General features: G+C 66.1%; 23 protein-coding genes. 17 read left to right on the top strand and 6 right to left on the bottom strand.

All coding sequences use genetic code 11. The annotated features are described in order from the left end of the window. Positions 1-7 precede the first annotated feature (7 nt). The 3 genes from AAIH46_RS08900 to AAIH46_RS08890 are packed head-to-tail and all read left to right on the top strand — an operon-like array spanning position 8 to position 3,177. Positions 8-2,512: a heavy metal translocating P-type ATPase gene (locus tag AAIH46_RS08900; protein WP_430305497.1), complete on the top strand. Its 2,505-nt coding sequence runs from the start codon at positions 8-10 to the stop codon at positions 2,510-2,512. Then, positions 2,509-2,940 carry a Cu(I)-responsive transcriptional regulator gene (cueR, locus tag AAIH46_RS08895; protein WP_430305496.1) on the top strand — a complete coding sequence of 144 codons (432 nt, stop codon included), beginning with the start codon at positions 2,509-2,511 and terminating at the stop codon, positions 2,938-2,940. Before AAIH46_RS08900 ends, cueR begins: the two co-directional genes overlap by 4 nt. Positions 2,941-2,973: 33 nt before the next feature. Then, positions 2,974-3,177, top strand: coding sequence for a heavy-metal-associated domain-containing protein (locus tag AAIH46_RS08890; RefSeq protein ID WP_430305495.1), 204 nt, complete (start codon positions 2,974-2,976; stop codon positions 3,175-3,177). An 81-nt stretch (positions 3,178-3,258) separates the two neighbouring features. On the opposite strand, the gene AAIH46_RS08885 is transcribed toward AAIH46_RS08890, so the two are convergent. After that, positions 3,259-3,894: an outer membrane protein gene (locus AAIH46_RS08885; protein ID WP_430305494.1), complete on the bottom strand. Its 636-nt coding sequence runs from the start codon at positions 3,892-3,894 to the stop codon at positions 3,259-3,261. Between the two features lie 219 nt (positions 3,895-4,113). Between AAIH46_RS08885 and AAIH46_RS08880 the strand changes: the two genes are divergently transcribed. Together AAIH46_RS08880 and AAIH46_RS08875 are read left to right on the top strand one after the other, a co-directional pair. Then, positions 4,114-5,631 carry a protein adenylyltransferase SelO gene (locus AAIH46_RS08880; RefSeq protein WP_430306523.1) on the top strand — a complete coding sequence of 506 codons (1,518 nt, stop codon included), beginning with the start codon at positions 4,114-4,116 and terminating at the stop codon, positions 5,629-5,631. Positions 5,632-5,894: 263 nt separating this feature from the next. After that, a complete protein-coding gene (locus tag AAIH46_RS08875; protein ID WP_430305493.1) occupies positions 5,895-6,128 on the top strand; it encodes a hypothetical protein in 234 nt (77 codons plus the stop codon). A gap of 170 nt (positions 6,129-6,298) precedes the next feature. Here AAIH46_RS08875 and AAIH46_RS08870 read toward each other — a convergent pair whose 3' ends face one another. The 4 genes from AAIH46_RS08870 to AAIH46_RS08855 are packed head-to-tail and all read right to left on the bottom strand — an operon-like array spanning position 6,299 to position 11,264. Then, positions 6,299-7,450 (bottom strand): catalase family protein, encoded by a 1,152-nt coding sequence (locus AAIH46_RS08870; protein WP_430305492.1) that lies wholly within the window; start codon positions 7,448-7,450, stop codon positions 6,299-6,301. After that, positions 7,447-9,714, bottom strand: a complete 2,268-nt coding sequence (locus AAIH46_RS08865) for a xanthine dehydrogenase family protein molybdopterin-binding subunit (protein WP_430305490.1) — start codon at positions 9,712-9,714, stop codon at positions 7,447-7,449. Before AAIH46_RS08865 ends, AAIH46_RS08870 begins: the two co-directional genes overlap by 4 nt. A gap of 12 nt (positions 9,715-9,726) precedes the next feature. After that, a complete protein-coding gene (locus AAIH46_RS08860) occupies positions 9,727-10,743 on the bottom strand; it encodes an FAD binding domain-containing protein (protein WP_430305489.1) in 1,017 nt (338 codons plus the stop codon). Further along, positions 10,740-11,264 (bottom strand): (2Fe-2S)-binding protein, encoded by a 525-nt coding sequence (locus tag AAIH46_RS08855; protein ID WP_430305488.1) that lies wholly within the window; start codon positions 11,262-11,264, stop codon positions 10,740-10,742. Before AAIH46_RS08855 ends, AAIH46_RS08860 begins: the two co-directional genes overlap by 4 nt. Before the next feature lie 328 nt (positions 11,265-11,592). Here AAIH46_RS08855 and AAIH46_RS08850 point away from each other — a divergent pair, with 328 nt between their 5' ends. Beyond that, complete coding sequence (locus AAIH46_RS08850; protein ID WP_430305487.1) at positions 11,593-12,204, top strand: hypothetical protein; 612 nt, start codon at positions 11,593-11,595, stop codon at positions 12,202-12,204. Between the two features lie 166 nt (positions 12,205-12,370). After that, positions 12,371-13,660, top strand: a complete 1,290-nt coding sequence (locus AAIH46_RS08845; RefSeq protein ID WP_430305486.1) for a DNA-packaging protein — start codon at positions 12,371-12,373, stop codon at positions 13,658-13,660. A 51-nt stretch (positions 13,661-13,711) separates the two neighbouring features. On the opposite strand, the gene AAIH46_RS08840 is transcribed toward AAIH46_RS08845, so the two are convergent. Beyond that, complete coding sequence (locus AAIH46_RS08840) at positions 13,712-13,849, bottom strand: hypothetical protein (protein ID WP_430305485.1); 138 nt, start codon at positions 13,847-13,849, stop codon at positions 13,712-13,714. 204 nt (positions 13,850-14,053) lie between these two features. Between AAIH46_RS08840 and AAIH46_RS08835 the strand changes: the two genes are divergently transcribed. The 10 genes from AAIH46_RS08835 (at position 14,054) to AAIH46_RS08790 (ending at position 20,511) form a co-directional block, all read left to right on the top strand. Further along, positions 14,054-14,698 carry a hypothetical protein gene (locus AAIH46_RS08835; protein ID WP_430305484.1) on the top strand — a complete coding sequence of 215 codons (645 nt, stop codon included), beginning with the start codon at positions 14,054-14,056 and terminating at the stop codon, positions 14,696-14,698. Positions 14,699-14,734: 36 nt separating this feature from the next. Next, positions 14,735-15,907 carry a phage portal protein gene (locus AAIH46_RS08830; RefSeq protein WP_430305483.1) on the top strand — a complete coding sequence of 391 codons (1,173 nt, stop codon included), beginning with the start codon at positions 14,735-14,737 and terminating at the stop codon, positions 15,905-15,907. Between the two features lie 64 nt (positions 15,908-15,971). Further along, a complete protein-coding gene (locus AAIH46_RS08825) occupies positions 15,972-16,271 on the top strand; it encodes a CopG family ribbon-helix-helix protein (protein WP_430305482.1) in 300 nt (99 codons plus the stop codon). Next, positions 16,271-16,573, top strand: a complete 303-nt coding sequence (locus AAIH46_RS08820; RefSeq protein ID WP_430305481.1) for a type II toxin-antitoxin system RelE/ParE family toxin — start codon at positions 16,271-16,273, stop codon at positions 16,571-16,573. Before AAIH46_RS08825 ends, AAIH46_RS08820 begins: the two co-directional genes overlap by 1 nt. 314 nt (positions 16,574-16,887) lie before the next feature. Then, positions 16,888-17,211 (top strand): DUF6107 family protein, encoded by a 324-nt coding sequence (locus tag AAIH46_RS08815; RefSeq protein ID WP_430305480.1) that lies wholly within the window; start codon positions 16,888-16,890, stop codon positions 17,209-17,211. Between the two features lie 52 nt (positions 17,212-17,263). Continuing rightward, a complete protein-coding gene (locus AAIH46_RS08810; RefSeq protein ID WP_430305479.1) occupies positions 17,264-17,836 on the top strand; it encodes an HK97 family phage prohead protease in 573 nt (190 codons plus the stop codon). 4 nt (positions 17,837-17,840) lie between these two features. Further along, the gene (locus tag AAIH46_RS08805; protein ID WP_430305478.1) at positions 17,841-19,094 is read left to right on the top strand and encodes a phage major capsid protein; all 1,254 of its coding nucleotides are present in this window, start codon (positions 17,841-17,843) and stop codon (positions 19,092-19,094) included. Positions 19,095-19,211: 117 nt separating this feature from the next. Continuing rightward, positions 19,212-19,781 (top strand): head-tail connector protein, encoded by a 570-nt coding sequence (locus tag AAIH46_RS08800; RefSeq protein ID WP_430305477.1) that lies wholly within the window; start codon positions 19,212-19,214, stop codon positions 19,779-19,781. Next, a complete protein-coding gene (locus tag AAIH46_RS08795) occupies positions 19,781-20,116 on the top strand; it encodes a phage head closure protein (RefSeq protein ID WP_430305476.1) in 336 nt (111 codons plus the stop codon). Before AAIH46_RS08800 ends, AAIH46_RS08795 begins: the two co-directional genes overlap by 1 nt. Beyond that, positions 20,113-20,511 (top strand): DUF3168 domain-containing protein, encoded by a 399-nt coding sequence (locus tag AAIH46_RS08790; protein WP_430305475.1) that lies wholly within the window; start codon positions 20,113-20,115, stop codon positions 20,509-20,511. The genes AAIH46_RS08795 and AAIH46_RS08790 overlap by 4 nt, the downstream gene beginning before the upstream one ends. The last annotated feature ends 6 nt before the right edge of the window (positions 20,512-20,517 follow it).

Genomic DNA, 20,517 nt, shown 5'->3' with positions numbered 1-20,517 from the left:
CCGTCCCATGAACCAGACCGTCAGAACCACCGCCGAAAGCCACCCGATCGTCATTCCCGTCGAGGGCATGAGCTGCGCCTCGTGCGTCCGGCGGGTGGAGGCGGCTGCCGGCAGGGTGCCGGGTGTATCGACAAGCGCCGTCAACTTCGCCACCGAAAGCCTGAGCGTCGAGCCGGGCGAGGGCTTTTCCGCCACGCTGCTGGCCGAGGCGATCCGCAAGGCCGGCTACGAACCGAAGTCTGAAACGGTAGCTTTGACGCTGGCGGAAGCGCCCGCAGACGCAGAGGCCAATCGGCTGCGCCGGGTGCTGCAGGCGGTTTCGGGCGTTGTGCGCGTCGAGATCGACGGCAGCCGGATTTCCGCCGAGGTTTTTGGCCGCGACATGCGCCGGCGGCTGGCGGCTGCGCTGCAGGCCGAGGGCGTGGCGCTGGCATCGAAGACGCATCACGCGCATGCGGAGGGCGGGGAAAGCCCGCACATCCAAACCCACAGCCACAGCCATCATGACGAGGATGCCGGGCGGCTGAAGCGCGACCTGATCATCGCCGCGGTGCTGACGCTGCCGCTGTTTGTCGCTGAAATGGGCGGTCATCTCTATCCGCCCTTCCATCACGCGCTGATGGGCGTGATCGCGCCGCAAACGCTCTACTATGCCTATCTCGCGCTGGCGACGGCGGTGATCTTCGGCCCCGGCCTGCGGTTCCTGAAAGCCGGCATTCCGGCGCTCGTCAAGGGTGCGCCGGAGATGAATTCGCTGGTGGCGCTCGGCGTGCTGGCCGCCTACGGCTACTCGATCGTCACGACCTTTGCGCCGGACCTGCTGCCGCCACAGTCGCGCTTCGTCTACTATGAAGCCGCCACCGTCATCGTCACGCTGATCCTTCTCGGACGGATGCTGGAGGCGCGGGCGCGGGGCCGCACGGGAGTGGCGATCCAGCGGCTGCTCGGCTTGCAGGCAAAGACGGCGCGGGTGGAACGCGACGGCGAGACCTTCGATATCCCGACCGACGAGGTGATGCCCGGCGACATCCTGGTCGTCCGGCCGGGGGAACGCATCGCCGTCGACGGCACGCTGATCGACGGCAGCTCCAATATCGACGAATCGATGATCTCGGGCGAGCCGCTGCCGGTGGCCAAGCAGCAGGGCGCAAGCGTCGTCGGCGGCACGATCAACGGCACCGGCAGTTTCCGCTTCCGGGCCGAAAAGGTCGGCGCCGAGATGATGCTGTCGCAGATCATCCGGCTGGTGGAGGAGGCGCAGGGCGCCAAGCTGCCGATCCAGGCGGTGGTGGACCGGGTGACCGCGTGGTTCGTGCCGGCGATCATCGCCGTGGCGGCGCTGACCTTCCTTGGCTGGTGGATGCTTGGCCCCGAGCCGGTGCTGCCGCATGCGCTGGTGGCGGCGGTCGCGGTGCTGATCATCGCCTGCCCCTGCGCCATGGGGCTTGCCGTGCCGACCTCGATCATGGTGGGTACCGGGCGCGCCGCGGATCTGGGCGTGCTGTTTCGCAAGGGTGATGCGCTGCAACGGCTGCGCGACGTCGATGTGGTGGTGCTCGACAAGACCGGCACGATCACCCGTGGACGGCCGGAACTGACAGACATCATCACCGCGAGCGGCTTTCATGAGGACGAGGTCCTGGCGCTGGTGGCGGGCGTCGAGGCGCGCTCCGAGCATCCGGTGGCCGAGGCGCTGGTCGCCTCCGTCAAGGCACGTGGGCTCGCGGTCGGCGAGGCTTCGAATGTCGAGGCGGTGGCCGGCTACGGCATCGCAGCGACGGTCGACGGACGCCGGGTCTCGGTCGGCGCCGATCGCTTCATGGAAAAGCTTGGACTGTCGGTCGAGGAATTCGCGGCTGCCTCCGAACGGCTGGGCAGCGCCGGCAAGACGCCGCTTTATGCGGCCATCGACAACAGGCTTTCGGCGATCCTGGCGGTGGCCGATCCCATGAAGCCAACGAGCGTCGCGGCGATCGGTCGGCTGAAGGCGATGGGCCTGCGGGTGGCGATGGTCACCGGCGACAATGCCCGCACCGCCCGCGCCGTGGCCGATGCGGCCGGCATCGACGACGTGGTGGCGCAGGTGCTGCCGGAAGGCAAGGTCGAGGCAATACGGGCGCTGCAGGCCAAGGGCGGCACGGTGGCCTTCGTCGGCGACGGCATCAACGACGCGCCGGCGCTGGCGGCCGCCGATATCGGCATTGCCGTGGGAACGGGAACGGATGTGGCGATCGAGAGCGCCGATGTGGTGCTGTCCGGCGGCGACCTGTCGGCCGTCGTCGATGCGATCGCCGTCAGCCGGGCGGTGATGAACAATATCCGCCAGAACCTGTTCTGGGCGTTCGGATACAATATCGCTCTGGTGCCACTGGCAGCCGGTGCGCTCTACCCGGCGTTCGGCATCCAGCTGTCGCCGATGATCGGGGCCGGCGCCATGGCGCTTTCGAGCGTCTTCGTGCTCGGCAATGCGCTGAGGCTGCGGCGGATCGAGGTGAAGGACAAACGCACATGAACATCGGCGAGGCTTCCGAGGCATCCGGCGTATCGGCAAAGATGATCCGCTATTACGAGCAGATTGGCCTGATCCGTCCCTCGGCGCGCAGCGAAAACAATTATCGCGTCTATGGCGAGGACGAGGTGCACGTGCTGCGCTTCATCCGCCGGGCCCGTTCCCTCGGCTTCTCGCTGGAGGAAACCGAGCGTCTGCTGGCGCTGTGGCAGGACCGGGATCGCGAGAGCGCCGCGGTCAAGGAGGTGGCGACGAGCCATATCGCCGACCTGGAGCGGCGGATCGCCGAGATGCAGGGGATGGTGAAGACGCTGAAACACCTGGCTCATTGCTGCGGCGGTGATCACCGGCCGGACTGCCCGATCCTCGAGGATCTGGCTGGCAAGGCTCCACCGCCCGCCGCAGCGGCGAAACAACCCGTGCGTCGCTGACGCCGGAAAGCTTTTATCGAAAAGGAGACGAAAATGACGACGTTCAACGTGCCGGACATGACCTGTGGCCACTGCGAAAAGACCGTGCGCGAGGCACTCGCCCGCACGCTTCCCGGCGTGCCGGTGGCTGTCGATCTGGCCGGCCACCGGGTGACGCTGGATGGCGGCGATGCGGCAAAGGCGGAAGCCGCCATTCGCGATGCCGGCTATACGCCGGAGCGCCTGGCGCTGGCCTGAGGCCCGCCTAAACGCAAACGAGCCCGGGGATGCCGGGCTCGTTACGATGGACCGGAGGAAAACCCCCGGCCGCAATCAGGATCAGAACTTCACGCCGAGACCGACGTTGACGATGTGCTGGTCGAACTCGGCATTGATGCCGCCGATGTCCTTGTCGCCGAAATCGTTGTAGCGGTATTCGACGCGGCCGAACATCTTGTCGGTGAAGGCGTAGTCGACGCCGGCGCCGACGGTCCAGCCGCTGAAGGTTTCGCTTTCGTCAACGCCAGCGCCGTCCAGGTAGCCGTTGGTGGCGGTCCAGCCGCCGGCTGCGAAGATCAGCGCGCGGTCCATGGCAAAGCCGACGCGGCCGCGAACCGAGCCCGACACGTCGGTGCCGACTTCGACGCCGCCGTAGCTGTTGTCGTTCCAGTCGTAGTTCACGTCGCCTTCGATACCGGCGATGAACCCGGAGGAGAGTTCCCAGTTATAACCGACGAAGCCACCGACGCGGCCGCCGTCAAAATCGTCGGAGGCGCCGAAGCCAGGTACGGAGCCTTCACCGTTGCCCCAGCCGTAGCCACCGAGCACGCCGAGATATGCGCCGTTCCACGAGAACGGTACAGCGGTCTCGACAGCAACCGGTGCTTCCGGGATCTGTTCGACGGCATCAGCTGCAAGAGCGGCGGTGGAAGCAGTCAGGGCAACCGTGGCTGCAAGAAACAGGATCTTTTTCATGGGTGCATTCCCTTGGTTAGACATGAGAACCCATTTAGTGCGCCCAGCTCACAAAGCTGTAGCTAAATTACAACAGTGTGTCAGGAATGCTCGAAAATGCATCTGGACGCCGCCAAAACAGGCGCCGCGCAGCAGCCCGGCCGATGCCTTGCGGATCCCTCCGGGCGACCCATATCGAACTCAAAGGGTGCTACGACCATGCCGTTCGATCCGCTGCAGATGAGGAATAAGCCATTGTTCAAGTTTGATAATTCATATGCACGTCTGCCCGAACGCTTTCATGCCTCGGTCTATCCGGAGGCGGTTAGAGGCCCGACCCTGATCAAGTTCAACGGGCCGCTTGCGAAAAATCTCGGTCTCGACCTTGACGAGGATGACACCGCCCGGTTGGCGGCGATTTTCTCCGGCAACGTGCTGCCGCCGGGAGCCGAGCCGCTGGCCATGGCCTATGCCGGCCATCAGTTCGGCAACTTCCAGCCGCAGCTAGGCGACGGCCGGGCGATCCTTCTCGGCGAGGTGGTCGATGCCGCCGGCATCCGGCGCGACATCCAGCTGAAGGGGGCAGGGCCGACGCCGTTCTCACGGCGCGGTGACGGACGCGCGGCGCTCGGCCCGGTGCTGCGCGAATACATCGTTTCGGAAGCCATGGCGGCGCTCGGCATCCCGGCGACACGGGCACTGGCAGCGGTTATCACCGGCGAACCGGTCTACCGCGAGACAACGCTGCCGGGGGCGGTGTTCACCCGCGTCGCGGCAAGCCATGTGCGGGTCGGCACCTTCCAGTTCTTCGCCGCGCGAGAGGACATCGACGGGCTGCGGACGCTGTCCGACTACGTGATCGACCGGCACTACGCCGACCTGAAGACAGCGGAAAAACCGTATCTGGCGCTTCTTGAGCGGGTGGCAGAACGGCAGGCGGAGCTTGTTGCCCGCTGGCTCGGGATCGGCTTCATCCACGGGGTGGTGAACACCGACAACGTGACGGTCTCCGGCGAGACCATCGATTTCGGCCCTTGCGCCTTCCTGGATGAATACGATCCGATGAAGGTGTTTTCGTCCATCGACGCCCAGGGCCGCTACGCCTATCGCAACCAGCCGGGGATTGCCCAGTGGAACATCGCGCGGCTGGCCGAATGCCTGCTGCCGTTGATCGACGCGGACCAGGATGCCGCCGTCGATCAGGCGAACGGCGTGCTGAAACGGTTCGGCGAACGCTTCCAGGCAGCCTGGATCGCCGTCTTCCGCCGCAAGATCGGGCTCAACAGCGAGGAGCCGGGCGACGCCGACCTGGTGCAGGGCCTGCTGGCAGCCATGCACGAGGGAAGGGCTGACTTCACGCTGACCTTCCGCCGGCTTGCCGATCTGGCGAGCGCGCAAGCCGCCGGAGATGGCAAGGCGGACGAGCAGGCGCGCCTGCAGGCCGAAGCGGCCTTCGTCGAGGGCTTCATGCCCTGGGAGAAGGCGGAAGCCTGGCTGCCGCTGTGGCGCGAGCGGCTGGCCCGCGAACCTTCGGCGGCCGGGGCGGCAGCGCTGATGCGCTCGGTCAACCCGGCGATCATCCCGCGCAACCACCGGATCGAGGAGGCGATTTCCGCGGCCCTCGACGGCGACCTTGGACCGTTCAACCGGCTGCTCGATGCGGTGCAGGCACCCTACGAGGACCGGCCGGAATTTGCAGCCTACGCCGAGTCGCCGCGCGACGAGCAGCGCGTGCTGCGGACGTTCTGCGGCACGTGAGGTGGAGAGCGAATAGGGAAGAGGCAGCAGGCACTAGGCAGTAGGCAGTAGGTTACAGTGCTCCCCCCGGCACCCCATCACGCCGGCGCGGCTGTCCACCGCCGGCGCCGATCGGTTGCGCTTCTCATGCCTGCCGGCTGCATGGATGTCCGTGGGAGGCCGGTCGCCGCACTCGGCACTGTTTGCCGTGGATAGTCTTAACGACGATAGGGTGACGCTGCGAAACGTGCTAAGCGCCAGCCAACGACAACAGGAGTGGACCCGTGAGCGAGCCGACCGTAGCAGAAGCAACAGACCGCATTTATCAATCGCTGCAGGCGGACAATGCAGACATCGACATGCATATCGCGGCTCTGAAGGCGGCCCTGGCGCGCGAAGGCCTGAAAGAGGCGGTCTTCGATCCGGCGAAGCTCGTGCAGAACAACCGCTCCGGCCGCAAGCTCATGCAGGCCTATTTTCGCCAGCGCGGCGTGACGGTTAAATTCTCCGCCGCCTGAGGGTTTTGGCGACGGCGGACCGGCAGCGCAGCGCTGCTTATGGGGAGAGGGGCAGTGCAGGCGCGATTGCCCACTGCCTGCTGCCCGATGCCTAGCGACGCGCGCCCAAGCCCATTGGCCCCCGATCCGGGTGGCGTCATCCGCCGCCCGGATCGGTTGCTAGGCAATCCTTACGGAAAGACCCGCGCGCCGGTGTCCTCGACGACGCTTGAGGGCGCGCCGTGGCCGAAGGGACAGCTGCGCGGTTCCGTGACTGGAGTCGGGTTGCGTTCCGAGCGGAAGGCGGCCGAGCGCTCGTAGGCCATCTGCCGCAGGCGCATGATCTGGCCGAGCGGCTGGTGCGGCCGGATGCCGTTCCACGGCGAGAACTTCATGCCGTCGTCGACCTGTTCGGCGCGTTCCTCGCTCCATGCGGTCTGCGGCCCGGCGGTGATCGTGGCAATGGTCAGATACGGGCTCTTGTCCTCGTCCCAGAGCGCCATCGGGTCCTCGATCGGCATCTCTCCGACATCGGTGCAGAGCTGCGCCTTCAGCTGCCAGACGGCGGTCTCCGTCTCGAAAAACTCCTCGATCAGATGACGATGGGCATTGGCATCGCCGGCGACCTCCACCGCCCGGTCGACCAACGCCTTCAGGTTCTCGGAAGCCGGCACGACGCCGAGCTTGGCGATATAGTCGCCGAAGCGCACCGGCACCTGGGTAAAGAAGCTCTCGCCGAGCATGTGCGTCAGCGGCTGGCCGCCCATCACCTTCAGCGGCGTGACCTCCTTGCCGACGCTTTCGAGCGCGCTTTCGACGCCGCGCAGCACCTTCGACAGGATTTTCTTCAGGCCCTCGGCGCGATCGGTTGTCGCCGCCAGAAGGGTGAGGTTGGTTAGAAATGCCTTGGCACTCGGCGAGTTGAACACCTTGCCGTTGACCATGACGAAATCCTGCGAGGTGGATTTCTCCGAGCCCGGCAGGCGTTCACCCTCGACGTCGAGGATCTTCAGCGCCATGCCGCGCGGTGCCGAGACGCTGTCGTGCAGGATATCGCCGGGGGTGGTCGAGAGGCGGATCACCGCATCGTAGGTGGCGGGCCTGGCGAACAACCCCTGCGACAGCTCCGCCGGCAGGTTGTCGTGGATCTCGATCTCGGCGCCCAGCAGCCCGTGGCTCTTGGCATGCACGCTGCGCGTCGCATGCGCACTGTCGGCATAGGTCTTGTAGGAGATCGACAGCATGGTTTCGGTGAGCGCCTGGGCAAGCTGCGGCTCGTCCGGCTGAACATCCTCGACGCCCGGATGGTAGCGTTGCAGTCGGTCTGGGATCTGGCGCGTCATTCTGCGGCCTCCTTGGCGTAAAACAGCTTGTCGATGGTGATCGGCAGGTGGCGCACCCGGTTGCCGGTGGCGTGGTAGAGGGCGTTGGCGACAGCCGCCGCAACGCCGACAATGCCGATTTCACCGAGCCCCTTGACGCCGATCGGGCTCGCCTTGTCGTCGTGCTCCTCGATGAAGATGACGTCGATGTCGTGGATGTCGGCATTCACCGGCACATGGTACTCGGCGAGATTGTGGTTCATGATCCGGCCGCTGCGGTGATCCGCGAGACCCTCCTCGTGAAGCGCCATGCCGATGCCCATAACCACACCGCCGAGCACCTGGCTGCGGGCGGTCTTCGGGTTGAGGATGCGGCCGGCGGCAACGGCGATGACGACGCGCGTGACGCGCACGACGCCAAGCTCTTCGTCGACCCTGGCTTCGACGAAGATGCCCGAATGCGTATAGCTGCTGAACACCTTCATCTTCGACTGGTCGGGACCGACCTGACCTTCCTCCTCGACGAAGGTGATGTTCTTCGACGCCATGATGTCGTCGATCGACACGCCGATCTGGTCGTTGACGTCGAGAACCAGGCGTCCGTCCCGGATCGCCGTCTGCTCGACGGTGGCCTTGGCAAGCGGCGAGTTGTCCATGTTCTTGGCGTGGGCGAGGAGCGTCGCCCGCACTGCGGTTGCGGCCGCCTGGGCTGCCGAGCCGGACGATGCCGCCGTCCACGAGCCGCCCTCGACGCTGGTCTTGGGCAGAGACGAATCGCCGATCCGCACGGTGACGCGATCGGCGGGAAGGCCGAAGCAGTCGGCGGCGATCTGGCCGAGGATGGTGTAGGTGCCGGTGCCGATATCGGAGGCGGCGGCCGAGATAGTAGCCGAGCCATCAATGTCCAGCCGGGCGCGCGCCGCCGCCTGGGTGACCTGCGCCTCCCAGATGCCGGTCGCCATGCCCCAGCCGACGAGATCCTGCCCGTCATGCATGGAGCGCGGCGCATGCAGGCGCTGCGACCAGCCGAACCGCTCGGCAGCCTCGCGGTAGCAGGCATGCAGCGCCTTCGAGGTAAACTGCTTGCCTTCGTTCTGGTCGACATGCACGAAGTTGCGCACGCGCATCTCCAGGGGGTCGATGCCGACTTCGTAGGACAGTTCGTCGATCGCCGATTCCAGCGCAAAGACGCCGGTCGCGGCCCCCGGTGCCCGCATGTCGCCGGGCGTCGAGACATTCATCGCCGCCAGTTCGTAGGTCAGCTTGACGTTGTCGCACTTGTAGGCGAGGCCGGACCAGTTGACGACGACCTCCTGGTAATCCTCGTAGAGCGAGGTGGCCTGCACCGCATCATGCAGAACCGCCACCAGCCGGCCGGTTTCATCGGCGCCCATCCGCACCCGCTGGACGGTGGCCGGGCGCCAGGTGAGGTAGAACATTTCCCGTCGGCTGATCTCCAGCTGCACGCTGCGCTTCAGATCGAGCGCCGCCATGGTCGACAGGAACAGCTGGTGCTTGGGACGCAGGCCCGAGCCGAAGGCGCCGCCGACATAGCTGTTGAAGACGCGGACGTTTGCAGGATCAAGCTCAAAGACACCGCAGACGTAGTTCTGCGAGTTCTGCGACCCTTGCGTCTTGTCGTGGATGGTGAGGCGGCCGTCGCCTTCGTAGATGACGGTGGAGCCGAACAGCTCCATCGGGTTGTGATACTCGCCCTCGTGGATGTATTGCGCATCGATCTTGAAGGGGGCAGTTTCGAACGCCGCGTCCGGATCGCCGCGCGGCGGCGGCGGCGGCGCGATGCCGCTGCGCTTCTGTTTCGGCACGTAGGCGTTCTGCCGCTCCTCGGTGAGATCCGTGTGCGACGCCTCCGGCGCATAGGAGACGCGGATCATCGAGGCGGCATCGCGGGCAGCCTCGAAGGTTTCGGCGACGACGAAGGCGACGGGTTGCCCGTCATAGAGCACGCGGTCGTTTTCGAGCGGCCGGAAGGGATGGCCGGGAAGCGCTACCTCGTCCTTCCAGGAACTGTCCCACCAAGCGGTGCGCGGCCGGTTCTCATGCGTGTAGATCTTGACGATGCCCGGGACCGCTTCCGCCTGCGTCGTATCGATGCCGGTGATCCGGCCGACGCCGATGGTGGCGATGGTGACGAAGCCGTGCAGCAGGCCGGCCGGATGGTGTTCGGCCGCATAGGGCGCCTTGCCGGAGACCTTCAGCGGGCCGTCGATGCGCGACAGCGGAAAGCCGACGACGCGGCCGTTCGGCGGAGTGGTTTCTGCCATGTCTCGTCCTCCTCAGCGGATGCGCTTTTCGGCCTGGATCTGCGAACGGCCCGTGGCCGCCTGCGTCAAGGCGCGAACGATGGCGCGGTGTGCCATCGGGATCTTGAAGTCGTTCTCACCCTGGCCGCGGGCCTGGGCGAGAAGGCGCGTGGCAAAGCCCTCGAAGACCTCGCGCGTTGCCGGCTGGCCGGCGAGTTCTGCTTCTGCCAGCGGATCGCGCCACGGCTTGTGGGCCACGCCGCCGAGCGCCACCCGGGCATCGATGATCCTGCCATCGTCGAGATCGAGGGCGGCGGCGACCGAAACCAGCGCGAAGGCATAGGACAGTCGGTCGCGCAGCTTCAGATAGCTCTGGTGCCGGCGGAAATGGCCGCCTGCGACGCGGATCGCGGTGACGATCTCGCCGCTGCGCAGCGTGTTGTCGCGTTCCGGGTGGTCGCCGGGAAGCCGGTGGAAGTCGAGGAAGGGAATGTCGCGCGTGCCGTCCGGCCCGACCACCTCGACGGTCGTATCGAGCGCCGCGAGCGCCACGCACATATCCGACGGATGGGTGGCGATGCAGGCGTCGCTGGCACCGAGGATCGCATGGATGCGGTTGACGCCGCCGATCGCCGAACAGCCGGAGCCCGGCTCGCGCTTGTTGCACGGCGTCGAGGGGTCGTAGAAATAGTAGCAGCGGGTGCGCTGCAGGAGATTGCCGCCGGTGGTCGCGGCGTTGCGCAGCTGTGCCGACGCCCCCGCCAGGATCGCCGAGGAGAGAAGCGGCAGGTCCGACTGGACGCGCGGATCATAGGCGACCTGGCTGTTGGTGGCGAGCGCGCCGATGCGCAGGGCACCGCCCTCGAGCACCTCGATCTCCTTCATCGGCAGGCTGTTGATGTCGATGACGGCATCCGGATGGGCGACGTCGTACTTCATCAGGTCGACGAGGTTCGTTCCGCCGGCGAGCAGCTGGGCATTCGGCCGCGCGGCAAGCGCGGCAACCGCCTCCGAGATATCGGTGGCGCGCAGATAGGTGAAATCCCTCATTCCGCTGCCTCCCGGTGAACCGCGTGCTGGTCGGCGCCCATGACATCCTCGATCGCATCGACGATGTTGGTGTAGGCGCCGCAGCGACAGAGGTTGCCGCTCATCAGTTCGCGGATCTCTTCGCGGGTCTTGGCATGACCTTCCGAGATCATTCCCGCGGCGGAACAGATCTGCCCGGGCGTGCAGTAGCCGCACTGGTAAGCATCGCGTTCCACGAAGGCCTTCTGCAGCGGGTGCAGGTTGTCGGGCGTGCCGAGCCCCTCAATGGTGGTGATCTCGCAATCATCGAGGCTGACGGCGAGCTTCAGGCAGGAATTGATGCGCACGCCGTCGACCAGCACCGTGCAGGCGCCGCACTGGCCGTGATCGCAGCCCTTCTTCGTGCCGTTGAGCTCCAGCCGTCCGCGCAACAGGTCGAGCAGCGTGACGAACGGCGGCACGTCGAGCTGATGTCGGTGGCCGTTGACGGTGAGCGTGACGGGGACGGTGGGAAACGGCGTCGGCGCGGGATCGAGAGACATTTCGGCTTCCTTCGCTGGGGCAGGGTCTGATGGAGAACCGCAGGCCTTGGCCGAATGTTCCTCGCCGGATGCGGGCAGCGCCGAACCGGCGCCGAAAAACAGACGGATAGGAAAATAGTCCTTGACGGCGTGACGCTGGTTTGATAGGTTTTGATCACAGTCGAAGAATTGCATCCGGCGGCTTCGCCGGCTGACAGTGCTTCCAGTCAACGGCCCCAGGTTCTTGAAACCGGGGCCGTCTTTTTATCCGCTTCCTGCAGGTCTGACGCGACGCCGCTCCATCGGGAGCGCGAGCGGTGGCATGATCATTTTGATACCGGAGACCGCCATGGACATGTTCGACCAGCTGGACCCGTCGCTGTTCGGGCTCTGGGACGACGTGCCGATGGCCGATGCAGCTGGCATGGAAACCGGCTTTCGTCTGACGGGGACCCTGGCTGAGGAAGACCTGCCGCTTGTCGGGACGGTCAAGGCCGAAGCCGATCGCGTTCTGCTGGAGCTCAAGTCGGCGGATGCCGAGGCTGCCCAGGGAAGCGATGATCTGCGGCTGCTGCTGAGCGAGATGACCCGCGAGTTGCGGGCCGAATTCATCGCCTTCCGCCAGATGCGATCGAACGCCGAGGGCTTGGCCGCTGACGGCGACGAGGCGGCCCAGAAGCTGGCACGTGCGGACCTGAAGGCGGCGACCGATGCCATGAGCCTGATCGTTCGGACGCTCGAGAAGGTGGACAGCCTGCAGCGGCAGCTGGCGCGCGATCGCGCTGCCGAAGCCGAGCGGCTGGCGGAAGAGACCGGTTATGAGGAGGCGCTGCATGACGTCCAGGCGCTCATCGAACAAAGGGCGCTCGAGCTTTGGCAAAAGCGGCAGCGCGCCGAGAGCGCTGAAGGCGAACCCGGCGGTGTGCCTGGGGACAAGCCGCCATCGCCTGACAGCAGCTGAGCGCCGGGCCCGTGACCTCGCAGGCAAGGGCGCCGAGAATTTCAGGCAGTCGATGGACGTGATAAAGGCCGCTCAAACGGCAATGCGCGCCGGCCTGGAGACGGGAAGGAGCCTGCGTGAGCATAGTCCTTCCCCGCCTGCTGCGGTTGCCGCAGAGATGCCGGTCATGCAGTTGAAAGCGCACGGCCCGTCTGCCGTCGATGGCGAGGGGCTGACGCCAAGGATCCGCCGGCATGTCTTCGATGTCCGGCGTGACTGGACGCTCGCCGGGCGCCAGGAGCAGAAGCCTCCGTCTGGAGACTGGCATACCTGGCTGGTGATGGGCGGTCGCGGCTCCGGCAAGACGCGCGCCGGTGCCGAATGGGTGCATGGTCTGGCGACCGGTGCGGGCGCCAAGGGCCTGCGCATCGCGCTGGTGGCCGAAACGCTGGGCGATGCCCGTGAGGTGATGATCGACGGCGTGTCCGGCATCTGCCGGATTGCCCGCAAGCATGTGCCGGACTTCGAGACCTCGCGCAGGCGGCTGGTCTGGCCGACTGGCGCCGTGGCGCAGATCTTCTCCTCCGAGGATCCCGAGAGCCTGCGCGGGCCGCAATTCCATTTTGCCTGGTGCGACGAGCTCGCCAAATGGCGGCACGCCGAAGAGACCTTCGACATGCTGCAGTTCGGGCTGCGGCTGGGAAGCGATCCGCGCCAGCTTGTGACGACGACGCCGCGGCCGGTGCCGATCCTGAAGCGGCTGATCGCCGATCCGGGCACGGTTCTGGCGCGGATGTCGACACGCGACAATGCCGGCAACATGGCGCCCGGCTTCATCACCGCACTGGAAAACCGCTACGGCGGCACGAGGCTGGGGCGCCAGGAGCTGGATGGCGAACTGATCGAGGACCGGCCGGACGCCTTGTGGAAGCGCGCCGATCTGGAAGCGCTGACGATCCGCTTCACCGGAGCGCTGCGGCGCATCGTCGTGGCGGTCGACCCGCCGTCCGGCATCGGCGTTGCTTCCTGCTGCGGTATCGTTGCAGCCGGGCTTGAGGCGAGTGGCCGGGCAGTGGTGCTGGCCGATTGTTCGGTGGAGGGCAGGAGCCCCGCTGGCTGGGCATCGGAGGTGGTGAAGACGTTTCGCCGGTTCTCGGCGGACCGGGTGGTGGCGGAAGTCAACCAGGGCGGCGAGATGGTGGCGGCGATGCTGCGCAGCATCGACGAGACGCTGCCGCTGACGCAGGTCAGGGCGACACGTGGCAAGTATCTGCGGGCTGAACCGGTGGCGGCGCTCTACGAACAGGGGCGGGTGGCGCATGCCGGCCGCTTTTCGGCGCTGGAAGACCAGATGTGCGATTTTGGCCCGGACGGTTTGTCGTCGGGCCGGTCTCCCGACCGTCTCGATGCGCTGGTATGGGCGCTGACGGCCTTGATGCTGGAGGGGCAGAGCGAACCGCGGGTGCGCGGGCTCTGACGCCCCTCCGTCTTGTCGATTGATGACGTGTGTCGATCGATCAGCGGTCGATCAGCGAGGGGTGACGGGCGAAAGCGTTGCTTCGCGCATCTGCTTCCACTCGGCTTCCAGTCGTTCCACCAGGTGCTGCGGGATCTGCTGCTTCGGTCCGGTCGCGGCCGGGGACACGGCGGGGGTCTGCTGCATCATCATGATCTCCTTCTGATCAAATGCCGGGCACTGAACGGCGGTGAGGCCTGTTGGTTCCATACCGTTAGCGGAAAGTAAAGCGCTGGCTAAACGGCTAAAACGATTAGTATTTTTCAAATCGATTGAAAGTCCTGCACAACCTCAGGCGGTGCCATCGCGCACGCCCGGATTGCGCCGCTTCAACCGATCATCGGGAGCTGGAAGATGAACATCGACCGGACGATCTTCTTTGCCCGCCTGCGCGCCAGCCTTTACCCGCAAGGTGTTTCGCCGGCAGCTGCAGCCGGTCACGCAAGCCTCCTCGCACGCTGGCAGGACGATCCTGAAAACGGCGACCGCAGGCATCTGGCCTACATTCTGGCGACGGCGTTTCATGAGACCGGCGCGCGAATGCAACCCATCGAGGAAAATCTCAACTACAGCGAAACGGGCCTGCTGAAGACCTTTCCGAGGCGCTTTTCGCCCACCGAGGCGAGGCGCTATGCGCGACAACCCGAGCCGATTGCCAATCGCGCCTATGCCGGTCGGATGGGCAATGGCGACGAGAAGAGCGGCGACGGCTGGCGTTTTCGCGGCCGCGGACTGGTGCAGATCACCGGCCGGGCGAACTACCGGACCTTCGGCATCGAAGAGACGCCGGATGCCGCCCTGCAGCAGAAGCGGGCGATCGACATCCTGTTTTCCGGGATGCGCCTCGGCCGCTTCACCGGATGCCGGCTGAGCGATTTCTTTTCAGCCGCGCGGGCCGACTGGATCGGCGCGCGCCGGATCATCAACGGCACCGACCGGGCAGCCGACGTGGGCCGCTACGCAAGGCTCTACGCCCGGGCGCTGGCGCTCGACGTCTGACGGCTTCTCGTTTCGACGACATCTGTGAGGATCGACATGAAGACGCCATTCCGCTTTCCCTTCCGCTCGCAGACGAAGGCCGTACAGCCCGTCGAACGCAAGACCACCGATTTCGGGAGCGGTCTTGCGCTTCTGTCGGGCGAAGCGACGGCGCAGTGGTCGGGGCGATCCTATGCGGCATTGTCGCGGGCGGGGTTCATGAAGAACCCGATCGTCCACCGGGCGGTGCGGCTTGTCTCCGAGGCTGCAGCGTCCGTGCCATGGCTGGCCTACGAGGGGACGCGGGAGGTGAGCGAGCATCCGGTGCTGTCGCTTCTCGCAAGGCCGAACGCCCGCATGGGCGGGCCGGATTTCCTGGAGACGCTCTACGGCCATCTGCTGCTGTCGGGAAATGCCTATGTCGAGCGGCTGACGCTGGAAGGCCGGCCGCGGGAAATGCACCTGCTGCGGCCGGACCGGATCGGCGTCGTGCTCGGCGCCGACGGCTGGCCGACCGCCTACGACTACCGGGTGGGCGGCACGGTTCGGCGCATTGCGGCGGCGGGCTCAGGTCCAGCGCTCCTGCATCTCAAGCTTTTCCACCCGCTCGACGATCATGGCGGCTTTCCGCCGCTTGCCGCGGCCGGTGCGGCGCTTGACCTCCATAATGCTGCGGCGAGCTGGAACAAGGCGCTGCTCGACAATTCCGCCCGGCCCTCCGGGGCGCTGGTCTACCAGCCGAAGGAGGGCGGCAATCTTTCCGTCGACCAGTACGAGCGGCTGCGGGCCGAACTGGAACAGGGCTATGCCGGTGCCGTCAATGCGGGACGGCCGCTGCTGCTGGAGGGTGGGCTGGACTGGAAGGCGATGGGACTGTCGCCGAAGGACATGGATTTCATCGAGGCGAAGAACGCCGCGGCCCGCGACATCGCACTGTCGCTCGGCGTGCCGCCGATGCTGATCGGCATTCCCGGCGACAACACCTATGCCAACTACCAGGAAGCCAACCGCGCCTTCTACCGGCTGACCGTGGTGCCGCTGCTGACGCGCACCGCCGCCAGCTTTTCCGCCTGGCTTTCGGATGCCTACGGGACGACGCTCCGGCTGGAGCCGGATCTGGATCGGATCTCCGGGCTGTCTGCCGAGCGGGATGCGCTGTGGGCCCGTGTCGGGCAGGCCGGGTTTCTCACCGATGCGGAGAAGCGGCAGGCGGTGGGTTATACGGCGTGATTGGACGGGCTCCCGCAACAGGCGTAGGGTGTCTGTAATACGCTGTATTACGAGGAGCCCGAGAATGGCAGAAAACTCCGACAAGCCGACGACCACGGACAAGTCCGCGCTGTCCGATCCGATCACGCTGCGCGTGCCGCAGGATATCCTCGCCGAGGTGGAGCAGATTGCCCAGGCGACTGAGCGCAGCCGCAGCTGGGTGATCGTGCGGGCGCTGAAATACTACCTGATGGCGGAGGGAGCGGAAATCCTCAGCATCCAGCGGGGCCTCAACGATGAGGCTGAGGGCAGAATGGTGGATGCGGAAGACCTGTTTGCCGAACTGCAGAGGTTGGACGGTGCTTCACGTGAGGATGCTGCCTGATGAGGGTTCGCTTTTCTGACGAGGCTCAGCGGCAAGTTCTCAAGGAAAAGCAATATCTGGAGGCTCATAGCCGCTGGGCCTCTCTGGATTTCTCGGCCAAGATCAAGCGCGCTTCGCGTCTGCTTGCTTCTCATCCCGAAGCTGGCGCGGTGGTTGGACCGGTGGAGCAGGTTCGCCGGTACGTGCTGGCGCCGTACCACATCCACTATGTGGTGCGTCGCACCGGCATCGTGATCATCTCGGTCTGGCATGGACGGCAATTGCGGCAGGAACTCGAATCCGATCTGGATCCGGGCGACTGAGCACGGGCTGTACCGCCGCTGGTTCTTCGTGGAGAAGTTCGGAGCGGACGTTCCGCTTCAATGCATCATAGGCAGGCAGCCTGCCGGTGAATGGTCCTGACGCGACCGTGCCGGCAGTTACCACGGCCGCGCTGATCTAGAGCTTCAACAACCTGAATCAATCTGTGAAGACCCGGACACTCTGCGTGAGAAACCGGCGCCATCCGATTCTGAAGACTCGACAAATCTCCAACCTGCGGTGGTCGAACCACGCGGGTTTTTTCATGCGCGCCACGGCGCTCCGACATCCGACACTACATCGAAAAGGTGAACAAATGGCTGATCTTGGCCATGATGGCGGCCTGCTGGCTGCAAAGATCATCGGCGCTGCTGCAGGCGCCTGGGTCTCGCTCGTCTACCTGGTGCCGGCAAGCGGCCGGGAGGCGGTAAGCCGTTTCCTGACCGGGATCTCCTGCGGCGTGATGTTCGGCGGTCCCGCCGGCCTGTGGCTGACGGCGCGGCTGGGCCTGACCGGGCAGCTGACAGCCGTCGAAACGACTTTGACCGGGGCTGCGAGCGCCAGCCTATCGGCCTGGTGGGTGCTTGGCGCCCTGGTGCGGATCGCCAACCGCTACGGCGACCGCTCCGACGCCTCCTGAGGCGTCTGCCGCTCCCGACCCTTCCACAACACCGAAACCGCTGGAGAACCTCATGCACGCTTACCGCGGGCCGCGCCCGAACGCGCGCAAATTTGCGAGCCTGGAACTGCGCGGGCTGACCGGCGACGGCAGCTTTGCCGGCTATGCCAGCGTCTTCGGCGAGGTAGATCTCGGCAAGGACACGATCGAGCGCGGCGCCTTCGGCAATTCGCTCGTCGAACGCGGCGCGGCCGGCGTGCGCATGCTCTACCAGCACGACCCGAACGAGCCGATCGGCGCATGGACGACCATCCGCGAGGATGGTCGCGGGCTTTATGTCGAGGGGCAGCTGGCGGGCGGCGTGGCGCGGGCGCGCGAGGTGCATGCGCTGATGAAGAGCGGCGCGCTGGACGGCCTGTCGATCGGCTTTCGAACGGTGAAGGCCCGCAATGATGCCAGAACCGGCGTCCGGCGCATCCTCGAGGCGGACCTCTGGGAGATTTCCATCGTCACCTTTCCGATGCTGCCGTCGGCGCGCGTGTCGGACGTCAAGCATGCGCGGTTCTTCCGCGATCGAGAAACCGAACTCGTCCGCAGCATGCGGCGGGCGGCGAAGACTTTGTGGGCAACCAACTTCAAGGGATAGGATCATGGCTGAAGCAACGACGACCGGTGCACCGGAGGTGAAGGCGGTGCCGGACACGGTGACCGCCGCCTTCGAGGATTTCATGGAGGCCTTCGAGGCGTTCAAGGACGTCAACGATCGCAGGCTCGGCGAGATCGAGCAGAAGCTTACCGCTGACGTGGTGACGCGCGACAAGATGGAGCGGATCAATCGCGCCATGGACGACCAGAAGGCCGTGATCGACCAGCTGGTGCTGAAGAAGGCGCGGCCGGCGCTTGGCGGGCGTGCCGAGATCTCCGACGACATGACGGAGCACAAGGCAGCCTTCGACGCCTATGTTCGCCGCGGCGAGGAGGGCGGCCTGCGCGAGCTCGACGTCAAGGCGATGAATGCCGGCGTCGGCGGCGACGGCGGCTATCTGGTGCCGCCGGAGACGGACACCGAGATCGGGCGGCGCATGAGCCATGTCTCGCCGATGCGGGCCCTGTCGAGCGTGCGCACCGTGTCCTCGGCGGTGCTGAAGAAGCCGTTCGCTATCAGCGGTCCGGCGACCGGCTGGGTGGCCGAGACGGCTGCCCGGCCGCAGACCGGTGCACCGCAGCTTTCGGAGCTGTCGTTCCCGACCATGGAGCTCTACGCCATGCCGGCGGCGACGCAAGGCCTGCTCGACGACGCGGCAGTCGACATCGAGGCCTGGCTGGCCGGCGAGGTGGACATGGTGTTTGCCGAGCAGGAAGGCGATGCCTTCATTCGCGGTGATGGGGTGAACAAGCCGAAGGGTTTTCTCGCCTACGACGCCGTCGCCGACAGCGGCTGGAGCTGGGGCAGTCTCGGCTATCTGGCGACCGGTGCCGCCGGCGGGTTTGCCTCGAGCGGACCCTCCGACGTGCTGATCAACGCCGTCTATGCGCTGAAGGCGGGTCACCGGCAGAACGCCACCTTCCTGATGAACCGCAAGACGCAAGGGGAGATCCGCAAGTTCAAGGATGCCGACGGCAACTACCTGTGGCGGCCGCCGGCATCGGCGGGACAGGCGGCGACACTGATGGGCTTTCCGGTCGCCGAAGGCGAGGAGATGCCGGACATTGCCGCCAATGCACTGTCCATCGCCATCGGCGATTTCCGCTCCGGCTACCTCGTCGTCGACCGGACCGGCATCCGGGTACTGCGCGACCCGTATTCGGCCAAGCCCTACGTGCTGTTCTACACCACCAAGCGCGTCGGCGGCGGGGTGCAGAATTTCGAGGCGATCAAGCTGGTGAAGTTTTCCGCCAGCTGAGCCCACCAGTGGACGTGTCGCTCAACCGTGCCCGCCTATTGACCCCTGACCCTCTCTCCGCACGCGGAGAGAGGGAAGAGGACACTGCAGCGTTTCTCGCTGACGAAGGATGCTTTGATGACCTATGCCCTGATCGATCCGCCGACGGCGGAGCCGCTGACGCTTGCCCAGGTGAGGGCGCATCTGCGCCTCGACCAGACGGACGAGGACGACCTGTTGACGGCGCTGATCCGCGCGGCGCGAGAGCATCTGGAGCGTGAGACGGGGCTGTGCCTGCTGGCGCAGCGCTGGCGGCTTTACCTGGACGGCTGGCCGATCGGCGGCGTGATTCCGATTGCCAGGAGCCCGGTGCAAGCCGTTGATGCAGTGACGGTTTACGCAGCCGACGGGACCGCCTCTGATGTATCGCTTGAAGATCACCTGCTGGATGGCGCGGGCCGCCCGGTACGGCTCTGGCTGCGCGATCCGCCTGCTCCCGAACGGCGGATGAACGGCATCGAGATCGACTTTTCCGCCGGCTACGGCGAGGCCGGCACCGACGTGCCAGGCACGCTGATCCGGGCGATGCTGATCCATGTCGCCTTCATGTTCGCCTATCGCGGCGTTGTGGCGCCTCAGGACCAGCCGGCCGGTGTGCCGGACGGCTACGAGCGGTTGATCGCCGGCTACCGGATGCGGAGGCTCTGATGGACAGGCTGCCGCTTGATCCCGGTGCGCTGACGGCGCGGCTGGACCGCGAGTTACCGGCGGAGGCGCCCGACGGCCAGGGTGGTGCTTCGACGACATTCCAGTGCGCCGACAGGCTCTGGGCGCGCATCGAGCCGGTCTCGGCCCGGGTGACGGAGGTTGCCGGCGGCAACCGAGCCACCGTCACGCACCATATGTGGACGGGCTGGCGGAGTGACATCGTCGCCGGCCAGCGGCTGCGAAAAGCGTCGCGCATCTTCATCGTGCGGCTGGTGCGCGACCCGGACGAAACGCGACGCTTCCTGGTTCTCGATTGCGAGGAGCAACAGCAATGAGCGCGCAGCAAGCCCTTCTGCGGGCGGTCCATCAGCATCTGACGCAGGATGCCGCCCTCATGGCCGAAGTCGGCAGTGACGGCATCCGCGACCGCGTCCTGCCGCGCATGCAACTGCCGGCGATCGTCTACGGCACAATCGAGAGCCGCGACTATTCGACAGCAACCGAGCCTGGCGAGGAGCATTTAGCCACCATCGAGGTGTGGGCCGAAGGCGAAGGCCGGGCGCGGGCGCTGGAGATCGCCGCGCGGGTGAAAGCGCTGCTGCATGCTGCCTCGCTGCCGCTTTCGGATGCGCATCTGGTCAGCATTGTCTGCACCGGGATGACGAGCCGGCGGGACAAGGAAACCAGGCTCAGCGTCATCGAGCTGCGCTTTCGCGCCGTAACCGAGTGACGGCAT

The sequence above is a fragment of the Rhizobium sp. 0TCS1.26 genome, assembly GCF_050455525.1.
Classification (GTDB): domain Bacteria; phylum Pseudomonadota; class Alphaproteobacteria; order Rhizobiales; family Rhizobiaceae; genus Neorhizobium.
The sequence above is the reverse complement of the archived record's forward strand: the minus strand, read 5'-3'. Positions and strand labels throughout refer to the sequence as shown.

Bases quoted from the DNA above. Each gene is read 5' to 3' on its own strand.
- AAIH46_RS08900 (WP_430305497.1), top strand. From the start codon at position 8: ATGAACCAGACCGTCAGAACCACCGCCGAAAGCCACCCGATCGTCATT.
- cueR (WP_430305496.1), top strand. From the start codon at position 2,509: ATGAACATCGGCGAGGCTTCCGAGGCATCCGGCGTATCGGCAAAGATG.
- AAIH46_RS08890 (WP_430305495.1), top strand. From the start codon at position 2,974: ATGACGACGTTCAACGTGCCGGACATGACCTGTGGCCACTGCGAAAAG.
- AAIH46_RS08885 (WP_430305494.1), bottom strand. From the start codon at position 3,894: ATGAAAAAGATCCTGTTTCTTGCAGCCACGGTTGCCCTGACTGCTTCC.
- AAIH46_RS08880 (WP_430306523.1), top strand. From the start codon at position 4,114: ATGAGGAATAAGCCATTGTTCAAGTTTGATAATTCATATGCACGTCTG.
- AAIH46_RS08870 (WP_430305492.1), bottom strand. From the start codon at position 7,450: ATGACGCGCCAGATCCCAGACCGACTGCAACGCTACCATCCGGGCGTC.
- AAIH46_RS08865 (WP_430305490.1), bottom strand. From the start codon at position 9,714: ATGGCAGAAACCACTCCGCCGAACGGCCGCGTCGTCGGCTTTCCGCTG.
- AAIH46_RS08860 (WP_430305489.1), bottom strand. From the start codon at position 10,743: ATGAGGGATTTCACCTATCTGCGCGCCACCGATATCTCGGAGGCGGTT.
- AAIH46_RS08855 (WP_430305488.1), bottom strand. From the start codon at position 11,264: ATGTCTCTCGATCCCGCGCCGACGCCGTTTCCCACCGTCCCCGTCACG.
- AAIH46_RS08850 (WP_430305487.1), top strand. From the start codon at position 11,593: ATGGACATGTTCGACCAGCTGGACCCGTCGCTGTTCGGGCTCTGGGAC.
- AAIH46_RS08845 (WP_430305486.1), top strand. From the start codon at position 12,371: ATGCAGTTGAAAGCGCACGGCCCGTCTGCCGTCGATGGCGAGGGGCTG.
- AAIH46_RS08840 (WP_430305485.1), bottom strand. From the start codon at position 13,849: ATGATGCAGCAGACCCCCGCCGTGTCCCCGGCCGCGACCGGACCGAAG.
- AAIH46_RS08835 (WP_430305484.1), top strand. From the start codon at position 14,054: ATGAACATCGACCGGACGATCTTCTTTGCCCGCCTGCGCGCCAGCCTT.
- AAIH46_RS08830 (WP_430305483.1), top strand. From the start codon at position 14,735: ATGAAGACGCCATTCCGCTTTCCCTTCCGCTCGCAGACGAAGGCCGTA.
- AAIH46_RS08825 (WP_430305482.1), top strand. From the start codon at position 15,972: ATGGCAGAAAACTCCGACAAGCCGACGACCACGGACAAGTCCGCGCTG.
- AAIH46_RS08820 (WP_430305481.1), top strand. From the start codon at position 16,271: ATGAGGGTTCGCTTTTCTGACGAGGCTCAGCGGCAAGTTCTCAAGGAA.
- AAIH46_RS08815 (WP_430305480.1), top strand. From the start codon at position 16,888: ATGGCTGATCTTGGCCATGATGGCGGCCTGCTGGCTGCAAAGATCATC.
- AAIH46_RS08810 (WP_430305479.1), top strand. From the start codon at position 17,264: ATGCACGCTTACCGCGGGCCGCGCCCGAACGCGCGCAAATTTGCGAGC.
- AAIH46_RS08805 (WP_430305478.1), top strand. From the start codon at position 17,841: ATGGCTGAAGCAACGACGACCGGTGCACCGGAGGTGAAGGCGGTGCCG.
- AAIH46_RS08800 (WP_430305477.1), top strand. From the start codon at position 19,212: ATGACCTATGCCCTGATCGATCCGCCGACGGCGGAGCCGCTGACGCTT.
- AAIH46_RS08795 (WP_430305476.1), top strand. From the start codon at position 19,781: ATGGACAGGCTGCCGCTTGATCCCGGTGCGCTGACGGCGCGGCTGGAC.
- AAIH46_RS08790 (WP_430305475.1), top strand. From the start codon at position 20,113: ATGAGCGCGCAGCAAGCCCTTCTGCGGGCGGTCCATCAGCATCTGACG.